General features: G+C 62.1%; 16 protein-coding genes. 10 read left to right on the forward strand and 6 right to left on the reverse strand.

Annotated features, from left to right (window positions below; genetic code table 11):
* Positions 1-117 precede the first annotated feature (117 nt).
* Positions 118-720, reverse strand: a complete 603-nt coding sequence (locus GNZ12_RS01855; protein WP_172308740.1) for a YqiA/YcfP family alpha/beta fold hydrolase — start codon at positions 718-720, stop codon at positions 118-120.
* A complete protein-coding gene (gene mpl, locus GNZ12_RS01860) occupies positions 717-2,111 on the reverse strand; it encodes a UDP-N-acetylmuramate:L-alanyl-gamma-D-glutamyl-meso-diaminopimelate ligase (RefSeq protein WP_172308741.1) in 1,395 nt (464 codons plus the stop codon). Before mpl ends, GNZ12_RS01855 begins: the two co-directional genes overlap by 4 nt.
* A gap of 213 nt (positions 2,112-2,324) precedes the next feature.
* Between mpl and GNZ12_RS01865 the strand changes: the two genes are divergently transcribed.
* The 10 genes from GNZ12_RS01865 to GNZ12_RS01910 all read left to right on the forward strand — a co-directional run bounded on the left by GNZ12_RS01865 (position 2,325) and on the right by GNZ12_RS01910 (position 10,634).
* On the forward strand, positions 2,325-2,978 hold the full coding sequence (locus tag GNZ12_RS01865) for a UDP-N-acetylmuramate--alanine ligase (protein WP_074282170.1): 654 nt from the start codon (positions 2,325-2,327) through the stop codon (positions 2,976-2,978).
* 11 nt (positions 2,979-2,989) lie between these two features.
* Complete coding sequence (locus GNZ12_RS01870) at positions 2,990-3,538, forward strand: TlpA family protein disulfide reductase (RefSeq protein ID WP_172308742.1); 549 nt, start codon at positions 2,990-2,992, stop codon at positions 3,536-3,538.
* Positions 3,539-3,732: 194 nt separating this feature from the next.
* Positions 3,733-4,188 carry a type II 3-dehydroquinate dehydratase gene (gene aroQ / locus GNZ12_RS01875; RefSeq protein WP_172308743.1) on the forward strand — a complete coding sequence of 152 codons (456 nt, stop codon included), beginning with the start codon at positions 3,733-3,735 and terminating at the stop codon, positions 4,186-4,188.
* Positions 4,189-4,257: 69 nt separating this feature from the next.
* Positions 4,258-4,728 carry an acetyl-CoA carboxylase biotin carboxyl carrier protein gene (gene accB, locus GNZ12_RS01880; protein WP_172308744.1) on the forward strand — a complete coding sequence of 157 codons (471 nt, stop codon included), beginning with the start codon at positions 4,258-4,260 and terminating at the stop codon, positions 4,726-4,728.
* A 129-nt stretch (positions 4,729-4,857) separates the two neighbouring features.
* Positions 4,858-6,225, forward strand: a complete 1,368-nt coding sequence (accC, locus tag GNZ12_RS01885) for an acetyl-CoA carboxylase biotin carboxylase subunit (RefSeq protein ID WP_054040733.1) — start codon at positions 4,858-4,860, stop codon at positions 6,223-6,225.
* Positions 6,226-6,228: 3 nt separating this feature from the next.
* Positions 6,229-7,131, forward strand: a complete 903-nt coding sequence (prmA, locus tag GNZ12_RS01890; RefSeq protein WP_172308745.1) for a 50S ribosomal protein L11 methyltransferase — start codon at positions 6,229-6,231, stop codon at positions 7,129-7,131.
* A gap of 48 nt (positions 7,132-7,179) precedes the next feature.
* On the forward strand, positions 7,180-8,523 hold the full coding sequence (locus GNZ12_RS01895) for a zinc-ribbon and DUF3426 domain-containing protein (protein ID WP_172308746.1): 1,344 nt from the start codon (positions 7,180-7,182) through the stop codon (positions 8,521-8,523).
* A 73-nt stretch (positions 8,524-8,596) separates the two neighbouring features.
* Complete coding sequence (gene tpx, locus GNZ12_RS01900; protein ID WP_172308747.1) at positions 8,597-9,097, forward strand: thiol peroxidase; 501 nt, start codon at positions 8,597-8,599, stop codon at positions 9,095-9,097.
* Positions 9,098-9,193: 96 nt separating this feature from the next.
* A complete protein-coding gene (locus GNZ12_RS01905; RefSeq protein ID WP_172308748.1) occupies positions 9,194-10,132 on the forward strand; it encodes a carbohydrate kinase family protein in 939 nt (312 codons plus the stop codon).
* Between the two features lie 25 nt (positions 10,133-10,157).
* Positions 10,158-10,634, forward strand: a complete 477-nt coding sequence (locus tag GNZ12_RS01910; protein WP_172308749.1) for an outer membrane lipoprotein — start codon at positions 10,158-10,160, stop codon at positions 10,632-10,634.
* Between the two features lie 266 nt (positions 10,635-10,900).
* Here GNZ12_RS01910 and GNZ12_RS01915 read toward each other — a convergent pair whose 3' ends face one another.
* The 4 genes from GNZ12_RS01915 to GNZ12_RS01930 all read right to left on the reverse strand — a co-directional run bounded on the left by GNZ12_RS01915 (position 10,901) and on the right by GNZ12_RS01930 (position 16,880).
* The gene (locus GNZ12_RS01915) at positions 10,901-11,539 is read right to left on the reverse strand and encodes a histone H1-like DNA-binding protein (protein WP_172308750.1); all 639 of its coding nucleotides are present in this window, start codon (positions 11,537-11,539) and stop codon (positions 10,901-10,903) included.
* 31 nt (positions 11,540-11,570) lie between these two features.
* Positions 11,571-11,897: a hypothetical protein gene (locus GNZ12_RS01920; RefSeq protein WP_172308751.1), complete on the reverse strand. Its 327-nt coding sequence runs from the start codon at positions 11,895-11,897 to the stop codon at positions 11,571-11,573.
* 86 nt (positions 11,898-11,983) lie between these two features.
* On the reverse strand, positions 11,984-13,207 hold the full coding sequence (locus tag GNZ12_RS01925; protein ID WP_172308752.1) for a ribonucleotide-diphosphate reductase subunit beta: 1,224 nt from the start codon (positions 13,205-13,207) through the stop codon (positions 11,984-11,986).
* Positions 13,208-13,883: 676 nt separating this feature from the next.
* Entirely contained in the window at positions 13,884-16,880 is a 2,997-nt protein-coding gene (locus GNZ12_RS01930; protein ID WP_172308753.1) for a ribonucleoside-diphosphate reductase subunit alpha, read from the reverse strand.
* Positions 16,881-16,932 lie beyond the last annotated feature (52 nt).

Genomic DNA, 16,932 nt, shown 5'->3' on the forward strand with positions numbered 1-16,932 from the left:
ACTGCGTGCGCGGCACGGCAACGTGTTCGTGGTAGTGGATCCGCGGCGCGATACGCGCGCGCCGGCGGCATGAATCTGGTGATCCGCAACGACCTCGCTGCAGGATCGTCGGCACTGTCAGGCCACTTCGCGCGGCGCTGGCGGCTGAACGTCTTCGGCGTCGCAAAAGGCCAGCACCTCGTCGACGTACTGCGCGAATTCGCTGATCGCGTGGTCACTCCCTTCGATCAGCGTAGTGCGTGCGCCCGGATAGTGCGCAAGCATTTCGCGGTAATCGAGCACTTCGTCGCCGGTGGCGGCCATCAAATAATAGCGTTCGGGCCGCGTGATCGACGCAACGCCCAGCGCGCGCAGCTCGTCCAGATGATGCGGCTCGACCGTGATGCTACCGCCGCCGTGCCACAACGGCTGCTCGCCGAGATAGGCGCTCAGGTCGCGCTGCGGCACGACCGCCGGGTTCAGCAGCACCGCCGGCCAGCCGTGTTTCTCGGCGAGATGCGTGGCGAAGTAGCCGCCGAGCGAACTGCCGATCACCGTCACGTTTTTCGGCTTCGCCGCCGCCACCAGCGATTCGGCGAGCGCTACGGTCTCGAACGGCGAGACCGGCAGCATCGGGCAGCACCATTCGTCGCTACGGCCGAGTTCGACGAGGCGAGCCGCCAGCACGCGCGCCTTGAACGAATTGGGTGACGAACGGAAACCGTGCAGATAAAGGATCACGACGTGCCTCGCGCGGAAAGTGCGTCGAGCAGCTTCTGATGGACACCGCCGAAGCCGCCGTTGCTCATGACCAGAATCTGGTCGCCGGGGCGTGCGGCGTGAACCACCGCTTTGACCAGCGCGTCGAGGTTGTCGAAAGCCTGCGCTTTGCCGCCGAGCGGCGCGAGCGCTTCGCCGAGATCCCAGCCGAGTGCGTCGCGGCCAGCCGGCGCGCCGTAGCCGAACACGAGATCGGCATCGGCCAGACTCGCCGGCAGTTGCGCTTTCATCACGCCGAGCTTCATGGTGTTCGAACGCGGCTCCAGCACGGCAAGAATTCGCGTGTTGTCGTGGCCGACGCGTGCGCGCAACCCGGCCACCGTGGTTTCGATTGCCGTGGGGTGATGGGCGAAATCGTCGTAGACGGTCACGCCGTCAACGCTGCCGCGCACTTCCATGCGGCGCTTTACATTCCGGAAGCTCGCCAGCGACTTCGCGGCTTGCGTCGGCGGCACGCCGACATGACGCGCGGCGGCGATCGCGGCCAGCGCGTTCATGCGGTTATGCTCGCCCTGCACCTGCCACTCGACCACGCCGACGCGCTCGCTGTTGTGATACACGGCAAAACGCTCGTCGACCGGCACGCCGTCTTCCGCCGGCAAGGTTTCCCAGCCCCCTTGCACGCCGAACCGCTCGACTTCGCTCCAGCAGCCGCGCGTCAGCACGCGCTCCAGCGCGTCTTCACGACCGTTCGTGACGATACGGCCAATGCCCGGCACCGTGCGGATCAGGTGATGGAACTGCGTTTCGATCGCCGCCAGATCCGGGAAAATGTCGGCGTGATCGAACTCGAGGTTGTTCAGGACCGCGGTTTTAGGCCGGTAGTGCACGAACTTGGAACGCTTGTCGAAAAAGGCCGTGTCGTACTCGTCAGCCTCGATGACGAAGAAGCTCGAATCGGTCAGCCGCGCCGACACCCCGAAATTCAGCGGCACGCCGCCGATCAGGAAGCCCGGATTGAGGCCCGCGTCTTCGAGCAACCAGGTCAGCATCGAACTGGTCGTGGTCTTGCCGTGCGTGCCGGCCACCGCCAGCACCCACTTGCCGTTCAGCACATGCTCGCCGAGCCACTGCGGACCGGAAACATAAGGCAGGCCACGATCGAGGATCGCTTCCATCAGCGGGTTGCCGCGCGAGACCACATTGCCGATCACGAACAGATCCGCGTTGAGGCCATTCAATTGCTCCGCGTCATAACCTTCGATCAGACGAATGCCTTGCGCCTCGAGTTGCGTGCTCATTGGCGGGTAGACACCGGCGTCGCAGCCCGTCACGGTGTGACCCGCGCCGCGCGCGAGGACCGCGAGTCCGCCCATGAACGTGCCGCAGATGCCGAGGATGTGGATGTGCATAAGCCTGTCGTGCCGCGCGGGCGTATTTTGCAAGGGATGGGAGTGCAGAGGAGCGGCCGAAACGACCGTCTGCAAAGGACGCTATTGTAACCGACGCCTTTCCATCGCCCTATGCGCGGGGGCCGCGAAGGTGGCCGCCCGCCTCGCCGACGCGAAGCACCCGGCGCGAACCGCCCAGAAAGGGCTGTCATCAATCTCTAGTATGATTGAGAGATGGTTCGCAAATCACATTTCGATCCGCAGCGCGTGCGCGAGGAAATCGCCATCGCGGCTGCCAGGATGATCGCTGAAGACGGTCTGGACTACGCAACGGCCAAGCGTAAAGCGGCACGGCAAGTAGTCGGCGAGAGCCGTGTTGCCGGAGAATGGCTGCCAGATAATGATCAGATCGAAGAAGAAATCCGTGAGTATCAGTCGCTTTTCCAAGGTGATAGCCAGCCGGCCCTGTTGCGGCGGCTGCGCCGCATTGCGATCGACTGGATGGAGCGGCTTGCGCCGTTCAATCCGTATCTGACTGGTGCGGTGCTTGGCGGCACGGCCGGCGAACACTCTGATATTCATCTTCAGGTGTTCTGCGACAATCCGAAAGAAGTCGCGATCTACTTTCTGAACGCCAACATTCAGTACGACGTCTCGGAGACGCGGCATTTTGCCGGTCGCGGCTACGTCGAGACGCTGAGCTTCCTCTGGCGCCCCACGAACGAAGGGCGCGACGCGGAGCCGGCCGGCGTTCACGTGGCCCTGTACGAAACCGACGACTTGCGCGGCGCGGTACGGGCCGACGCGCGCGGCCGCACTGCGCGGGCAAATCAGCAGGCGGTCCAGGCGCTCCTCGACAATAGCAACGTCACCCCTTCAACTAATTAGACAGACCTGGAATGAACACGAGACGGATTCTGGCAGGCATGCTTGTCGCGATCGCCGCTGCGGGCGGCGGAGTGCTGGCCAATCATTGGCTGAACGGAAGTCCGGAAGTCGCCCATGCGGCGCAACCCGGTTCCACGCAAAGCGCCGTCGAGCAACTTTGGGCCGCGCCCGTCACGAATGTCGACGGCAAGCCGCAATCGCTAAGTTTGCTTAAAGGTCACCCAATCGTCGTCAACTTCTGGGCGTCGTGGTGCGGACCGTGCGTCGAAGAGATGCCCGCTCTGTCGCAACTTCAGCGCGATTATGCAAAGAAAGGGATCCAGTTCGTAGGACTTGGCGTCGATTCGGATAAAAACGTGCAGGCGTTCCTGCAAAAGGTGAAAGTCGCCTACCCAGTCTATGTGACCGGGTTCGGAGGCGCCGACCTCGCGCGCGCGTTCGGCAATACGGCCGGTGCACTACCCTTTACCGTCGTAATCGACGCGAAAGGCAACATCCGCTCGACAAAATTAGGACAAATCGACCCGCAAGCGCTGAAACAGACGCTCGACGCGCTCTAAATTTCACATTCTTTTGACGATCAGATAGGGGCAAAAGGCGCGAAATTACGCGCAAATCGCTCAAATTTGAGAGAAGATGGGTGCCCGGAGAAGCGGCGAAAGATCGCTGACGCCGTTCCGAACGCGCAGGAAACTAGACAAGTTTCTCTAATCAGCGCTAAAGTGCGCCCAATTCCACGGAAAAAGAAGCGACCATGACGCGACTGCTGGTACTGCACGGACCCAACCTCAACCTTCTCGGCACCCGGGAACCCGAGGTCTATGGCCGTGTAACGTTGCCGCAGATCGATCAGGCACTGGCGGACCGCGCTGCGGATGCAGGCGTCGAACTCGCGTCGTTGCAGAGCAATCATGAAGGCGCGCTCGTCGATCGCATCCAATCCGCCCGGACTGAGAAAACCGATTTCATACTGATCAATCCCGCCGCGTACACGCACACCAGCGTGGCCATTCGGGACGCACTGGCGGGGGTCGGCATCCCGTTCGTCGAGATTCATCTGTCGAACGTACATCGCCGCGAACCGTTCCGGCATCACTCGTATTTCTCCGACCAGGCTGAGGGTGTCATTTGCGGCCTCGGCTGGAAGGGATACCTGTACGCACTCGAATTCGCGCTCGACCGGCTGTCCGCCGGCTCGTCGCGCGGCTGATTCCAAACACGTCTAATTTGCGCCGGCTGCGTACGCGCCGGCACTTTACGCATTGAAAGGGGCTTCCTGATGGATCTACGTAAACTGAAAACTCTGATCGACCTCGTCTCGGAGTCCGGTATTTCCGAACTCGAAGTGACCGAAGGCGAAGGCAAGGTCCGCATCGTCAAGAATGCGCCGCCGGTTTACGTGCAACCGTCCGCTTCGTATGCGCCGCAATATGCCCAGCCGGCACCGATGGTGGGCAGCGAAACGCCGGCTGCAGCAGCGGGCGCCCCGGCTGTGCCGGTCGTCGCCGCGCCGCAAGGCCACGTGGTGACCTCGCCGATGGTCGGCACCTTCTATCGCGCACCGTCGCCGGGCGCCGATCCGTTCGTCCAGGTGGGCGACACGGTCAAGGAAGGCCAGACGATCTGCATCATTGAAGCGATGAAGCTGCTCAACGAAATCGAGTCGGACAAGTCCGGCGTGGTGAAGGAAATCCTCGTCGAAAACGGCCAGGCAGTCGAGTACGGCCAACCGTTGTTCGTGGTCGGCTAACGCGGCACGTTTTGCGCTTTTTTTGCGCTTGCCGCCCGCGCGCCTGCCCTCCCGGGGCGCGCGACCGATCCTCTGAGGCAGCCTGGGTTGTGAACAACCCGGCGCCCATTGATGAGTCGAAAACCCGCTATGTTTGAAAAAATCCTTATTGCCAATCGTGGTGAGATCGCGCTTCGTATCCAGCGCGCCTGCCGCGAACTCGGCGTCAAGACGGTCGTCGTCTATTCGGAAGCCGACAAGGAAGCCAAGTACGTGAAGCTCGCCGACGAGGCGGTCTGTATCGGCCCGGCGCCTTCGAATCTGAGCTACCTGAACATGCCGGCGCTGATCAGCGCGGCAGAAGTGACAGACGCCGAAGCGATCCACCCCGGCTACGGCTTCCTGTCGGAAAACGCCGACTTCGCCGAACGCGTCGAGCAGTCCGGCTTCACCTTCATCGGCCCGCGCCCGGAAACCATCCGGATGATGGGCGACAAGGTGACGGCCAAGCAAACCATGATCAAAACCGGCGTGCCTTGCGTGCCGGGTTCTGAAGGCGCATTGCCGGAAGATCCGAAAGAGATCGTGAAAATTGCGCGCCAGGTCGGCTATCCGGTGATCATCAAGGCCGCCGGCGGCGGCGGTGGTCGCGGCATGCGCGTGGTCCACACCGAAGCGGCGCTGGTCAACGCGGTCAACATGACGCGCGAAGAAGCCGGCCGTGCCTTCGGCAATCCGCAGGTCTACATGGAGAAATTCCTGGAGAACCCGCGGCACATCGAAATCCAGATCCTGTCCGACTCGTTCAAGAACGCGGTCTGGCTGGGCGAGCGCGATTGCTCGATGCAGCGCCGTCACCAGAAAGTGATCGAAGAAGCGCCGGCGCCGGGCATCGCGCGCCGCCTGATCGACCGCATCGGCGATCGCTGCGCGGACGCCTGCAAGAAGATGGGCTACCTCGGCGCGGGCACGTTCGAGTTCCTGTACGAAAACGGCGAGTTCTATTTCATCGAAATGAACACGCGCGTGCAGGTCGAGCATCCGGTGACCGAGCTGATCACCGGCGTCGACATCGTGCAGGAACAGATTCGCATCGCAGCGGGCGAGAAGCTCGCCTTCCGCCAGCGCGACATCGTGTTCAAGGGCCATGCGATCGAATGCCGGATCAACGCGGAAGATCCGTTCAAGTTCACGCCGTCGCCGGGACGTTTGACGTCGTGGCACATGCCGGGCGGCCCCGGCATCCGCGTCGATTCGCACGCCTACAATGGCTATTTCGTGCCGCCGAACTATGATTCGATGATCGGCAAGCTGATCGCTTACGGCGCGACGCGCGAACAGGCGATCAAGCGGATGCGCATCGCGCTGTCGGAAATGGTGGTCGAAGGCATTCAGACCAACATCCCGCTGCACCGCGAGCTGATGCTGGACGCGAAGTTCGTCGAAGGCGGCACCAGCATTCACTACCTCGAAAACCGGTTGGCCGCGAAGCAGCAGGCCGCGCCGGAAGAAGCGTAAGTCATGAGCTACCGGGAACTGATCGCCGAGCTGGCACGCGAGCACGCGGAGGAGTTCTCCGACGCGTTGCTCGAGTTGGGTGCGCTGTCCGTATCGGTTGAAGATGCGGATGCCGACACACCCGACGAACAGCCGCTGTTCGGCGAGCCCGGTCTCACGCCGGATCGCGCCGCATGGCAGCGCTCGCGCGTGATCGCGCTGCTCGCGCCGGACCACGAGCCGGCCGTGCTGCTCACCGCAGCGGCCAATGAGCTCGGCCTCGATCCCGCACCATCGTTTACCGTGCGTGAAGTCGAAGAGCAGGATTGGGTACGTCTCACGCAATCTCAATTCGATCCGATTCCAATCGGCGAGCGCATCTGGGTCGTGCCCTCGTGGCACGATGCACCGGACCCTGACGCACTCGTGCTGGAACTCGATCCCGGCCTCGCATTCGGAACCGGCAGCCATCCCACTACACGCCTGTGTATGGAGTGGCTGGAGCAATCGGTGAAGCCGGAGCAATCCGTGCTCGACTACGGCTGCGGCTCGGGCATCCTTGCGATCCTCGCGAAGAAGTGCGGCGCCAATCCCGTGTACGGCATCGATATTGACCCGCAAGCGGTCGAATCGGCGCGTCACAACAGCGAGCGCAACCGGGCGGAAGTCACGTACGGTTTGCCTGACGAATGCCCCACCGGTGAGTTCGACATCGTGGTCGCCAATATCCTGTCCAATCCGCTGAAACTCATGGCATCGATGTTGTCGTCGAAGGTCAAACCGGGCGGCCGGATCGCGCTGTCAGGCATCCTGGCGCGCCAGGCGGACGAAGTGGCACAGGTCTATGCACGATGGATCGATATCGCCGTATGGCGCGAACACGAAGGTTGGGTATGTCTAACGGGAACACGCCGCGAAAGCCATTAGAATAATGCGTATTGTCCAACCAACAGCCTTTCGGCTTACCGGCTCAATATGCTCCTGGCAACGCGTTGCCCCTTCTGCGAAACCGTCTTCCGCCTGCAACCGGCGCAGCTCGCGCTGCGCCGTGGCCTCGTGCGTTGCGGGTATTGTCATGAAGTATTCGACGCGTCGAGCAGCCTGTTCGAACTGAACGAAGGGGGCGACTTCTCCACTGCCAAGCCGGTTGCCGCGGCTGCGGCGATCGAGGCGTTGTCCGGCGTACGCCCCAAGGGCCCCGATTTCAGCGCCGAAGCCTGGAATCCGTGGGCACCGGCGCCCGACGCCGCGATCGACAACCGCCTGCTTCACAACGCCAGCAATCTACCGCTTACGGCGATCTCCACCGGTGCAGGCGTCGCGGTCACGCCGCGTCATGCTACCGAGCCGGAACTGCCGGCCAGCGCCTTCACCACGCCGGTTCCTCCGGACAACGAACCCATTCTCGCAGACGCGCCGCGCGAACCCTACGCCTACGAGGCCGACGCGCCTGCGGACGTTCCGCGTGAGCCTTTCGCTCACCAGGCGAATCCGCCAGCAGAGGCGGCGCCGCGGGTCTGGCACAAGACCGAGCGCCCTTCTGAACATCTTGCTGACGCTGAAGAACCGGTTCTGAACGAGCCGGCCACCTTGCATGGCATTCCTGACAATGAACCGCATTTTGGTGCGGCCAGCTTAGGTGGGGCCGGAGGTGGGGCCGGCTTAGGTGCAGCCGGCGCGGATGGCCTCGGCGCAGGCAGCGGCTCAGACACAGGCGGCCCCAGTGGCCACGGACCCGCCACATTCGGATCAAGCGGCGAACCTTTCGCGGTCCAGCCGGTGCATGACGGTATCGATCCCTTCCCGGTGGTGCGTGAAACGCGCCCGGCCGAACCGCGGCGCCTCGGCTGGATCATCGCCGGCTCGGTGGTCGCAACGTTGCTGGTTATCGCCCTGCTCGCGCAACTCGCCTGGTGGCAGCGTGAAACCGTGCAGGTCTACTTCCCACGTTCACAGACGCTCTACGCAAAGGCCTGCGCTCAGCTCGGCTGCCAGATCACGCCGCCGCACGATATCGACGGTTTGCAGGTCGAGCCGTCCGATCTGCGGCAGATCGACGGCCCGCACAAGCTCGAACTGAGGATGCCGCTGCGCAACCGCTTCAATGTTGCGCTGGCCTACCCGGCCATCGAACTCACGCTGCTCGACGACCAGAACAATGTCGCCGTGCGGCGCGTGCTGTGGCCACAAGACTACGTCGCACCCGGCACGCCGATCGCAGCCGGCCTGCCGGCGCACACGACCCAGACCATGATCGTTCATCTCGACACGGGCAACGCGGTCGCGTCCAATTTCCGCGTACAGATTTTTTATCCGTAACGCATCCTCGCGCGCCCGGCACTGACCGGGCGTGTTCACCGTCATTACTGACGAATTTTCGGAGCACGACAACATGAGTCAAGTTACGCTGGGTGGCAACCCGATTGAAGTAGCCGGCACGTTCCCGACCGTGGGCCAGAACGCCCCCGCCTTCTCGCTGGTGGGCAAGGATCTGAAGCCGGTGTCGCTGGCAGACTTCGCCGGCAAGCGCAAAGTGCTGAACATCGTCCCGAGCCTCGACACGCCGACCTGCGCCACGTCGACTCGCAAGTTCAACGAGGCCGCGGCCAAGCTGAGCAACACGGCTGTGATCGTCGTGTCGGGTGATCTGCCGTTCGCCGCATCGCGCTTCTGCACGACCGAAGGCATCGAGAACGTCGTCACGGCATCCACGTTCCGCGGCCATGAGTTCGCACAAGCCTACGGCGTCGACGTGACGAGCGGCCCGCTGACGGGTCTGACGGCACGCGCCGTGGTGGTCGTCGACGAAAACAACAAGGTCGTGCACGCTGAACTGGTCGGCGAAATCAAGAACGAACCGAACTACGACGCAGCACTCGCCGCGCTGAAGTAAAACCTTCGCGCACGAACCCCGGCGCCGCGCTTCATGCGCGGCGCTGTCGCATCGTCGCGCCCATTTTCTTTATCGACTTTTACAGGAACGCTCACCTTGGCTACGCTGATTTGCGGCTCGCTCGCCTACGACAACATCATGACCTTCGAAGGCCGCTTTCGGGAGCACATCCTGCCGGAGCAGGTCCACATCCTGAATGTGAGCTTCCTCGTACCGACGATGCGCCGCGAATTCGGCGGCTGCGCAGGCAACATTGCCTACTCGCTGCATCTGCTGGGTGGCAACGCGCGCATCATGGGCGCGCTCGGCGCGATCGACGCGCAGCGCTACATGGACCGCTTTGCGCAACTCGGCCTGTCGACGGAGAACGTGCTGGTGGTGCCGGATACCTATTCGGCCCAGGCGATGATCACCACCGACCTTGAAAACAATCAGATCACCGCGTTCCATCCGGGCGCGATGATGCAGGCGCATCTGAACCGCGCGGACGAAGCGAAGGGCATCACGCTCGGCATCGTCGGGCCGGATGGTTACGACGCCATGGTCCAGCATTCCGAGCGCCTGGCAGCGGCCGGCGTGCCGTTTATCTTCGATCCGGGCCAAGGTTTGCCGCTCTTCGACGGTGCGTCACTGCGCCGTATGATTGAACTTGCTACTTACGTAGCTGTCAACGATTACGAAGCCAAACTGGTGAGCAACAAAACGGGTTGGTCGATCGATGAGATCGCCGGCAAGGTCGAAGCGCTGATTATCACGCTCGGCGACCAAGGCGCGCAGATCCATCATGCCGGCGGCGTCGAAGAGATTCCGGCGGTCAAGGCACAGCAAGTGCTTGATCCTACAGGCTGCGGCGACGCGTTCCGCGGCGGCTTGTTGTACGGCATCGAGAACAAGCTTGGCTGGGCGACCACCGGGCGTCTGGCGAGCCTGATGGGCGCGCTGAAGATCGAACACCAAGGCCCGCAAAACTACGCGCCCAGCCGGGCGGAGATCAACGAACGGTTCAAGCAGGCGTTCGAATACGACCTGCCGTAATACCGCAAGCTATTGGAGTTAGGGAATGAGAACAACGAGTCGCCTGGTCGTGACCGCTTTAATTGCCGGTTCGCTGGCCATGTCGGGGTGTGCATACAACAGCAGCTCTGCGGACGTCTACACGGCGTCGCAGGCACAGCGCGAAGAGACGGTTCGCATGGCCACGGTCGACAGCGTTCGGGCCGTGAAGATCAGTTCGAACAACGGTCAGTCGAGCGGGCTGGGCGCGATCGGCGGCGGCGCGTTGGGTGCGGTGGCCGGCAGCGCGATCGGCGGCGGGCGTGGCTCGATCGTGACGGGCATCATCGGCGGCCTGGCCGGCGCGGTGGCAGGCAATGCGGTCGAGAACGGCGTCGCGGTGCACGACGGTCTCGAGATCACCGTGCGACTCGATAACGGCGATATGCGCGCGATCACGCAAAGTGCCACCGGCGAGATCTTCCGCGCCGGCGACCGCGTGCGACTGCTCTCCAGCGGCGGCGTCACCCGCGTCACGCACTAAGTTTCCCCTCTCGCGCGGTCGCGCTTCACGCGCCGCCGCGGCGACCTCAAACGCATGCCCTCCCTGTGCATGCGTTTTTTTCGCCTGCTGGTTTTGAAGTCGTTCGTTGAAGCGGACGCTTTCGCGAGATCCAAAAAAAATCCCGTCGCCAGAAACCCGGCAACGGGACCCTGACCGAGTAGCGCTCGGTCATGCTACTTAAGCGCTACTCGATCATCGACACTGGGTACGACGTGTCGAAGTACTTCTACCGCTTATCGTCCAAATTACGGACGGCTGCCCGTCGGGAACGGCCATGCTGCTGCCGGGTTCAGCGCGGTCTTCACCGTCGCCGCCGGTGCTGCGCTCGAGACAGAAGTCGCAGCGGGTGCAGGAGCCGCCTTCTTGGCGACAGCCTTCTTCGCAGGGGCAGCCTTCTTGGCAGGAGCAGCGGCCTTCTTCGCGGCAGCCTTCTTGGCAGGCGCAGCCTTTTTAGCAGCAGCCTTTTTCGCAGGCGCAGCTTTCTTGGCAGCAGCCTTCTTGGCAGGCGCAGCCTTCTTGGCAGCAGCCTTCTTAGCCGGCGCGGCCTTCTTTGCTGCGGCCTTCTTTGCCGGTGCTGCCTTCTTTGCTGCAACCTTCTTCACTGCGGCCTTCTTAGCCGGCGCTGCTTTCTTTGCCGGTGCTGCCTTCTTCGCTGCAACCTTCTTCACTGCGACTTTCTTGGCTGCAACCTTCTTGGCCGGAGCAGCTTTCTTCGCTGCAACCTTCTTAGCCGGTGCTGCCTTCTTTGCTGCAACCTTCTTCACTGCGACTTTCTTGGCAGCGACTTTCTTAGCCGGTGCAGCCTTCTTAGCCGGCGCAGCCTTCTTTGCTACAACCTTCTTGGCTGCGGGTTTCTTAGCTGCCGCTTTCTTTGCAGTTGCCATCATTTTTCTCCTTCAGGTTTTCAGATGAGAGTCAGTTCAAACTACACCCTTCGTCAAAACCCGCTTCCCGCGGACGCTTCTCAGGGCGCGCGCTACGAAGCGGGCTATTCATCGGCGTACGCAGGTGCTGCGCGCTTACGCTAATGAATGCGGTAAGGCGCGCGGTGCCAATGGGCACCGCGCGCCAGATCTGGTCGATGCTGGATCTCAGCACCGGCAATTGCTTGATCAGGCCGCCGGCGCTAACGCCAGCGGCTTTTTCCGGGGGGAAGTTTGCCCATCCCACTGAAGGGTTCGCAAAGTGCCAGCCATGTTTGTGGGCCGCGAAGGCACGCGGCGCACCGGGCACGATTTGCATCAGGCGGTTCTGCTCCTAACTAAATTGCCGCGGCCGAAGCCCGCCGGCATCCCCATCAAAGAATGCATCTGCGACACGAACCCGGATCACTCCCAGGTCAGCGCGCCGCCAGTCTGATATTCGATCACTCGCGTCTCGAAGAAGTTGCGTTCCTTCTTCAGGTCGATCATCTCGCTCATCCACGGGAACGGGTTTTCCTCGTTCGGGTACAGCGGATCGAGACCGATCTGCTGGCAACGGCGGTTGCAGATGAAGCGCAGATAGCTCTTGAACATCGACGCATTGAGGCCGAGCACCCCGCGCGGCATCGTATCTTCTGCGTAACGATATTCAAGTTCGACCGCTTGCTGGAAGATCTCGCGGATTTCCGCGCGGAACTCAGCCGTCCAGAGTTGCGGGTTTTCGAGTTTGATCTGGTTGATCAGGTCGATGCCGAAATTGCAGTGCATCGACTCGTCGCGCAGGATGTATTGGTACTGTTCCGCCGCGCCGGTCATCTTGTTCTGACGGCCGAGCGCCAGGATTTGCGTAAAGCCGACGTAGAAGAACAGGCCTTCCATCACACAGGCGAACACGATCAGCGAGCGCAGCAGGGTTTGGTCTGCTTCGAGCGTGCCGGTCTTGAAGGCCGGGTCGGTCAGCGTATGGATGAACGGAATCAGGAATTCGTCTTTCGCGCGGATCGAGGAAACCTCGTGATACGCGTTGAAGATTTCGCCTTCGTCGAGGCCCAGCGATTCGACGATGTACTGGTAAGCGTGCGTGTGGATCGCCTCTTCGAACGCCTGGCGCAGCAGGAACTGGCGGCATTCGGGCGCCGTGATGTGGCGGTAGGTGCCCAGCACGATGTTGTTGGCGGCCAGCGAATCCGCCGTCACGAAGAAGCCCAGGTTGCGCTTGACGATGCGGCGCTCGTCTTCGGTCAGACCGTTCGGGTCTTTCCAGAGGGCGATGTCGCGCGACATGTTCACTTCTTGCGGCATCCAGTGGTTGGCGCAACCCGCCAGATACTTTTCCCAGGCCCACTTGTATTTGAACGGCACCAACTGATTGACGTCGGTCTGGCCGTTGATGATGCGCTTGTCGGCGACATTGACCCGCGCTTCGGAAACGGCAGCCGTTCCGGAAGCGGGAGCGACGGGAGCGACAGCGATGTCGTTCGCGAAGATGTCTTGAGCCGAGGGAGCGTGAGGAGCGGAACGCGTTCCGACTTGCGAACCGACAGCCGATCCCGCAGCGTTGCGCAACACATTCTGTTGCGTAGCGCTCGAGGGAGTTACGGCAGTGATCTCGTCATCCCAGTTGAGCATAAATGTCACCATCAATTTAGAACGGTTTGTACCATCTTTTCACGAGCGATAAAAGAGTTCGCTGATGAAAAATCCTGTTTTCGATTCGCGTTGCTACGTTCATACAACACTTTGTTCAACAGACTGTGTGTGTCGCCTCATGTGAAGCGTGTTGAACGTGTGTCGTCGAGGTGCTTCGCGAGCTCGAAGAGCAACGTGTTAAAGCGACGTTTCGCTGCTCTATCTATCTGTATTGCGGAGCGTGCTTGAGGCGTTTTGCGATTGCATCCTGCTGTCTTGCTGACGTGGCGTTTGCCTCGTGGGTGCCTCGCGGTTCCCTGTCCGTCAGTGCTAGCGAGGTGAAGCTCAATGCAATATCGAGCGATGCATCTGGCCGGCTGTGTCGTTCGACCATCGACCGGAGCGTTTGCTGAGCGCTTCATGTCGAGCGCTTCGTCTGTGCTGCCGACTGCTGACTGCGTCATCTATCACTTGCTTACCGCTTCACGACTTCAGTTGCTTGCCATGCTTCGCTGCTTTTCGACGAGCGGCGCGACTTCAATTTCGTTTCGCCGCGCCGCTCATCTACTTCGTTTCTGCATCACTTCTACCAGGCTTGCTGATCGCTGCATGCGGGTCTTTACCTACAACCCTCGCCACGCAGCGATCCTGCTGCCTGCTTCGCGCTCGCCAGGTTTTACTGACAAGCCTCGCACTCGTCGAAACCCGGATCGCCCGGACGCATCATGCACACCGGACCATCCGCTTCCGGCGCCGCTTCAACTGCCACTGCCGGTGCTGCCGCTGCTGCCTGGATGCCGCCCGAAGCTGCACCGCCGCTCGCGCCGAAGCCACCTGCCGCGCCACCTGCAGCACCGCCCGAACCTTCGCCGCCACCCGAGCTCACCGCGTTCAGCGCGCCGTGCGCCACCGTCGACTTCTCGACGTGCGTCGCCGCCATCGTGCGGAGGTAGTAGGTCGTCTTCAGGCCACGCACCCATGCGAGCTTGTAGATCTCGTCGAGCTTCTTACCCGACGCGCCGCCCATGTATATGTTCAGCGACTGCGCCTGGTCGATCCACTTCTGACGACGCGAAGCCGCCTCGACCAGCCACACCGGATCGAGTTCGAACGCGGTCGCGTAGATCGCGCGCAGGTCGGCCGGGATGCGGTCGATGCGCGAGAGCGTGCCGTCGAAGTACTTCAGGTCGGCGACCATGACTTCGTCCCACAGACCGCGTTCCTTCAGGTCGCGCACCAGGTAGTCGTTGACCACCGTGAATTCGCCCGACAGATTCGACTTCACATACAGGTTCTGGAACGTCGGTTCGATACAGGCCGACACGCCGATGATGTTCGAGATGGTCGCCGTCGGAGCGATGGCGACGCAGTTCGAGTTGCGCATGCCGTAGGTGGCGATACGCGAACGCAGCTCAGTCCAGTCCATCGATTCGCTCGAATCGACTTCGACGTAACCGCCGCGCGCTTCCGCCAGCAGCTTCACCGAGTCTTGCGGGAGGATGCCGCGATCCCACAGCGAACCGCGGTAGCTGGAGTAACGGCCGCGTTCCTGCGCCAGTTCCGTCGACGCGTAGTACGCGTAGTAGCAGACCGCTTCCATCGACGTATCGGCGAACGCAACCGCCTCTTGCGACGCGTACGGCGTGCGCAGCAGGTGCAGGCAGTCCTGGAAGCCCATGATGCCCATGCCGACCGGACGGTGCTTCAGGTTCGAGTTACGCGCCTTGGCGACCGCGTAGTAGTTGATGTCGATCACGTTGTCGAGCATGCGCATCGCGACGCTGACGGTGCGCTTCAGCTTGTCGTGGTCGAGCGCCAGGGTGCCGTCGGCCTGTTCCTTCAGGTGAGCGACGAGGTTCACGGAGCCCAGGTTACAGACGGCGATTTCGGCGTCGCTGGTGTTCAGCGTGATTTCCGTGCACAGGTTCGACGAGTGGACGACACCGACGTGCTGTTGCGGCGAACGCACATTGCACGGATCCTTGAACGTGATCCACGGGTGTCCGGTTTCGAACAGCATGCCCAGCATCTTGCGCCACAGCTGCGCCGCCGGGATCTTCTTGAACAGCTTGATCTCGCCGCGCGCGACCTTGTCTTCGTAAGCCGTGTAAGCCGTTTCGAATTCCGCGCCGAACTTGTCGTGCAGATCCGGGCAGGTGGACGGCGAGAACAGCGTCCAGTCGCCGCCTTCGTGCACGCGCTTCATGAACAGGTCGGGAATCCAGTTCGCCGTGTTCATGTCGTGGGTACGGCGACGGTCGTCGCCGGTGTTCTTACGCAGCTCGAGGAATTCCTCGATGTCCAGGTGCCACGTTTCCAGGTACGCGCAGACCGCGCCCTTGCGCTTGCCGCCCTGGTTCACAGCGACAGCCGTGTCGTTAACGACCTTCAGGAACGGCACGACGCCTTGCGACTTGCCATTGGTGCCCTTGATGTGCGAACCCAGAGCACGCACGCGCGTCCAGTCGTTGCCCAGACCGCCGGCGAATTTCGACAGCAGCGCGTTTTCCTTCAGCGCTTCGTAGATGCCGTCGAGGTCGTCGTCGACCGTCGTCAGGTAGCACGACGACAGTTGCGAGCGATGCGTGCCCGAGTTGAACAGCGTCGGCGTGGACGACATGAAGTCGAAGCTCGACAGGATGTTGTAGAACTCGATGGCGCGCGCTTCGCGGTCGATCTCGTTCAGCGACAGGCCCATTGCGACACGCATAAAGAATGCCTGCGGCATTTCGATGCGCACGCCGTCGTGATGCAGGAAGTAGCGGTCATACAGCGTTTGCAGACCGAGGTAGCCGAACTGCAGGTCGCGGCTGTTGTCGAGCGCGGCGCCCAAGCGCTTCAGGTCGAACTGCTGGAGCTTGTCGTCGAGCAGGCCGGCGCCGATGCCGCGCTTGATGAATTGCGGGAAGTACTCGGCATAGCGGTCGGCCATTTCCGTCTGCGTGACTTCCTCTTCGAGGATCTCGCGGCGGATCGTGTGCAGCAGGATGCGTGCGGTGACCTGGCTATAAGCCGGATCCTTTTCGATCATCGTGCGGGCAGCCAGAATTGCCGAGTCGTAGACCTGGCTCATCGGCACGCCGTCGTACAGATTCTTCACCGTTTCCGCGATGATCGGATCGGCATTCACGGCGTCGCCCAGGTTCGAGCAAGCCAGTTCGATGATGCCGCGCAGCGCAGCCATGTCGAGCGGACGCGTCACGCCGTTGTCGGTGACGTTCAGACCCGGCGTGTTGGCGACGATCTGGTCGTCATGACCGCGCGCCTGGGTGCGCTTCTCGCGATACAGCACGTACGCACGCGCGACGTTGTGCTCGCCGCCGCGCATCAGCGCGAGTTCAACCTGATCCTGGATATCTTCGATATGGAACGTGCCGCCGTTCGGACGGCTGCGCACGAGTGCGCGCACCACGTTCTGCGTGAGTTGCTCGACCAGTTCGCGCACGCGAGCCGATGCCGCGCCTTGACCACCGTTGACGGCCAGAAATGCCTTCGTCACGGCGATGGCGATTTTCGACGGCTCGAACGACACCACGCTGCCGTTACGACGGATCACCTTGTAGTCGGCGTAGGTCACTTGCGGCGCGAGCGCCTGGGCGCCTTGTGTCTGGCCGAAGGCCTGGCCAGCCGGTGAACCCTCGTACCGGGTCGTCGCGTTGTCGGTGGTTTGCATGTGCAAAGCTCCTGGTCTTGGAAATGTTGCGGAGATAGCCGCGGATTAAAAC

Origin of the sequence: Paraburkholderia solitsugae (assembly GCF_013177695.1) — a bacterium.
GTDB lineage: Bacteria > Pseudomonadota > Gammaproteobacteria > Burkholderiales > Burkholderiaceae > Paraburkholderia > Paraburkholderia solitsugae.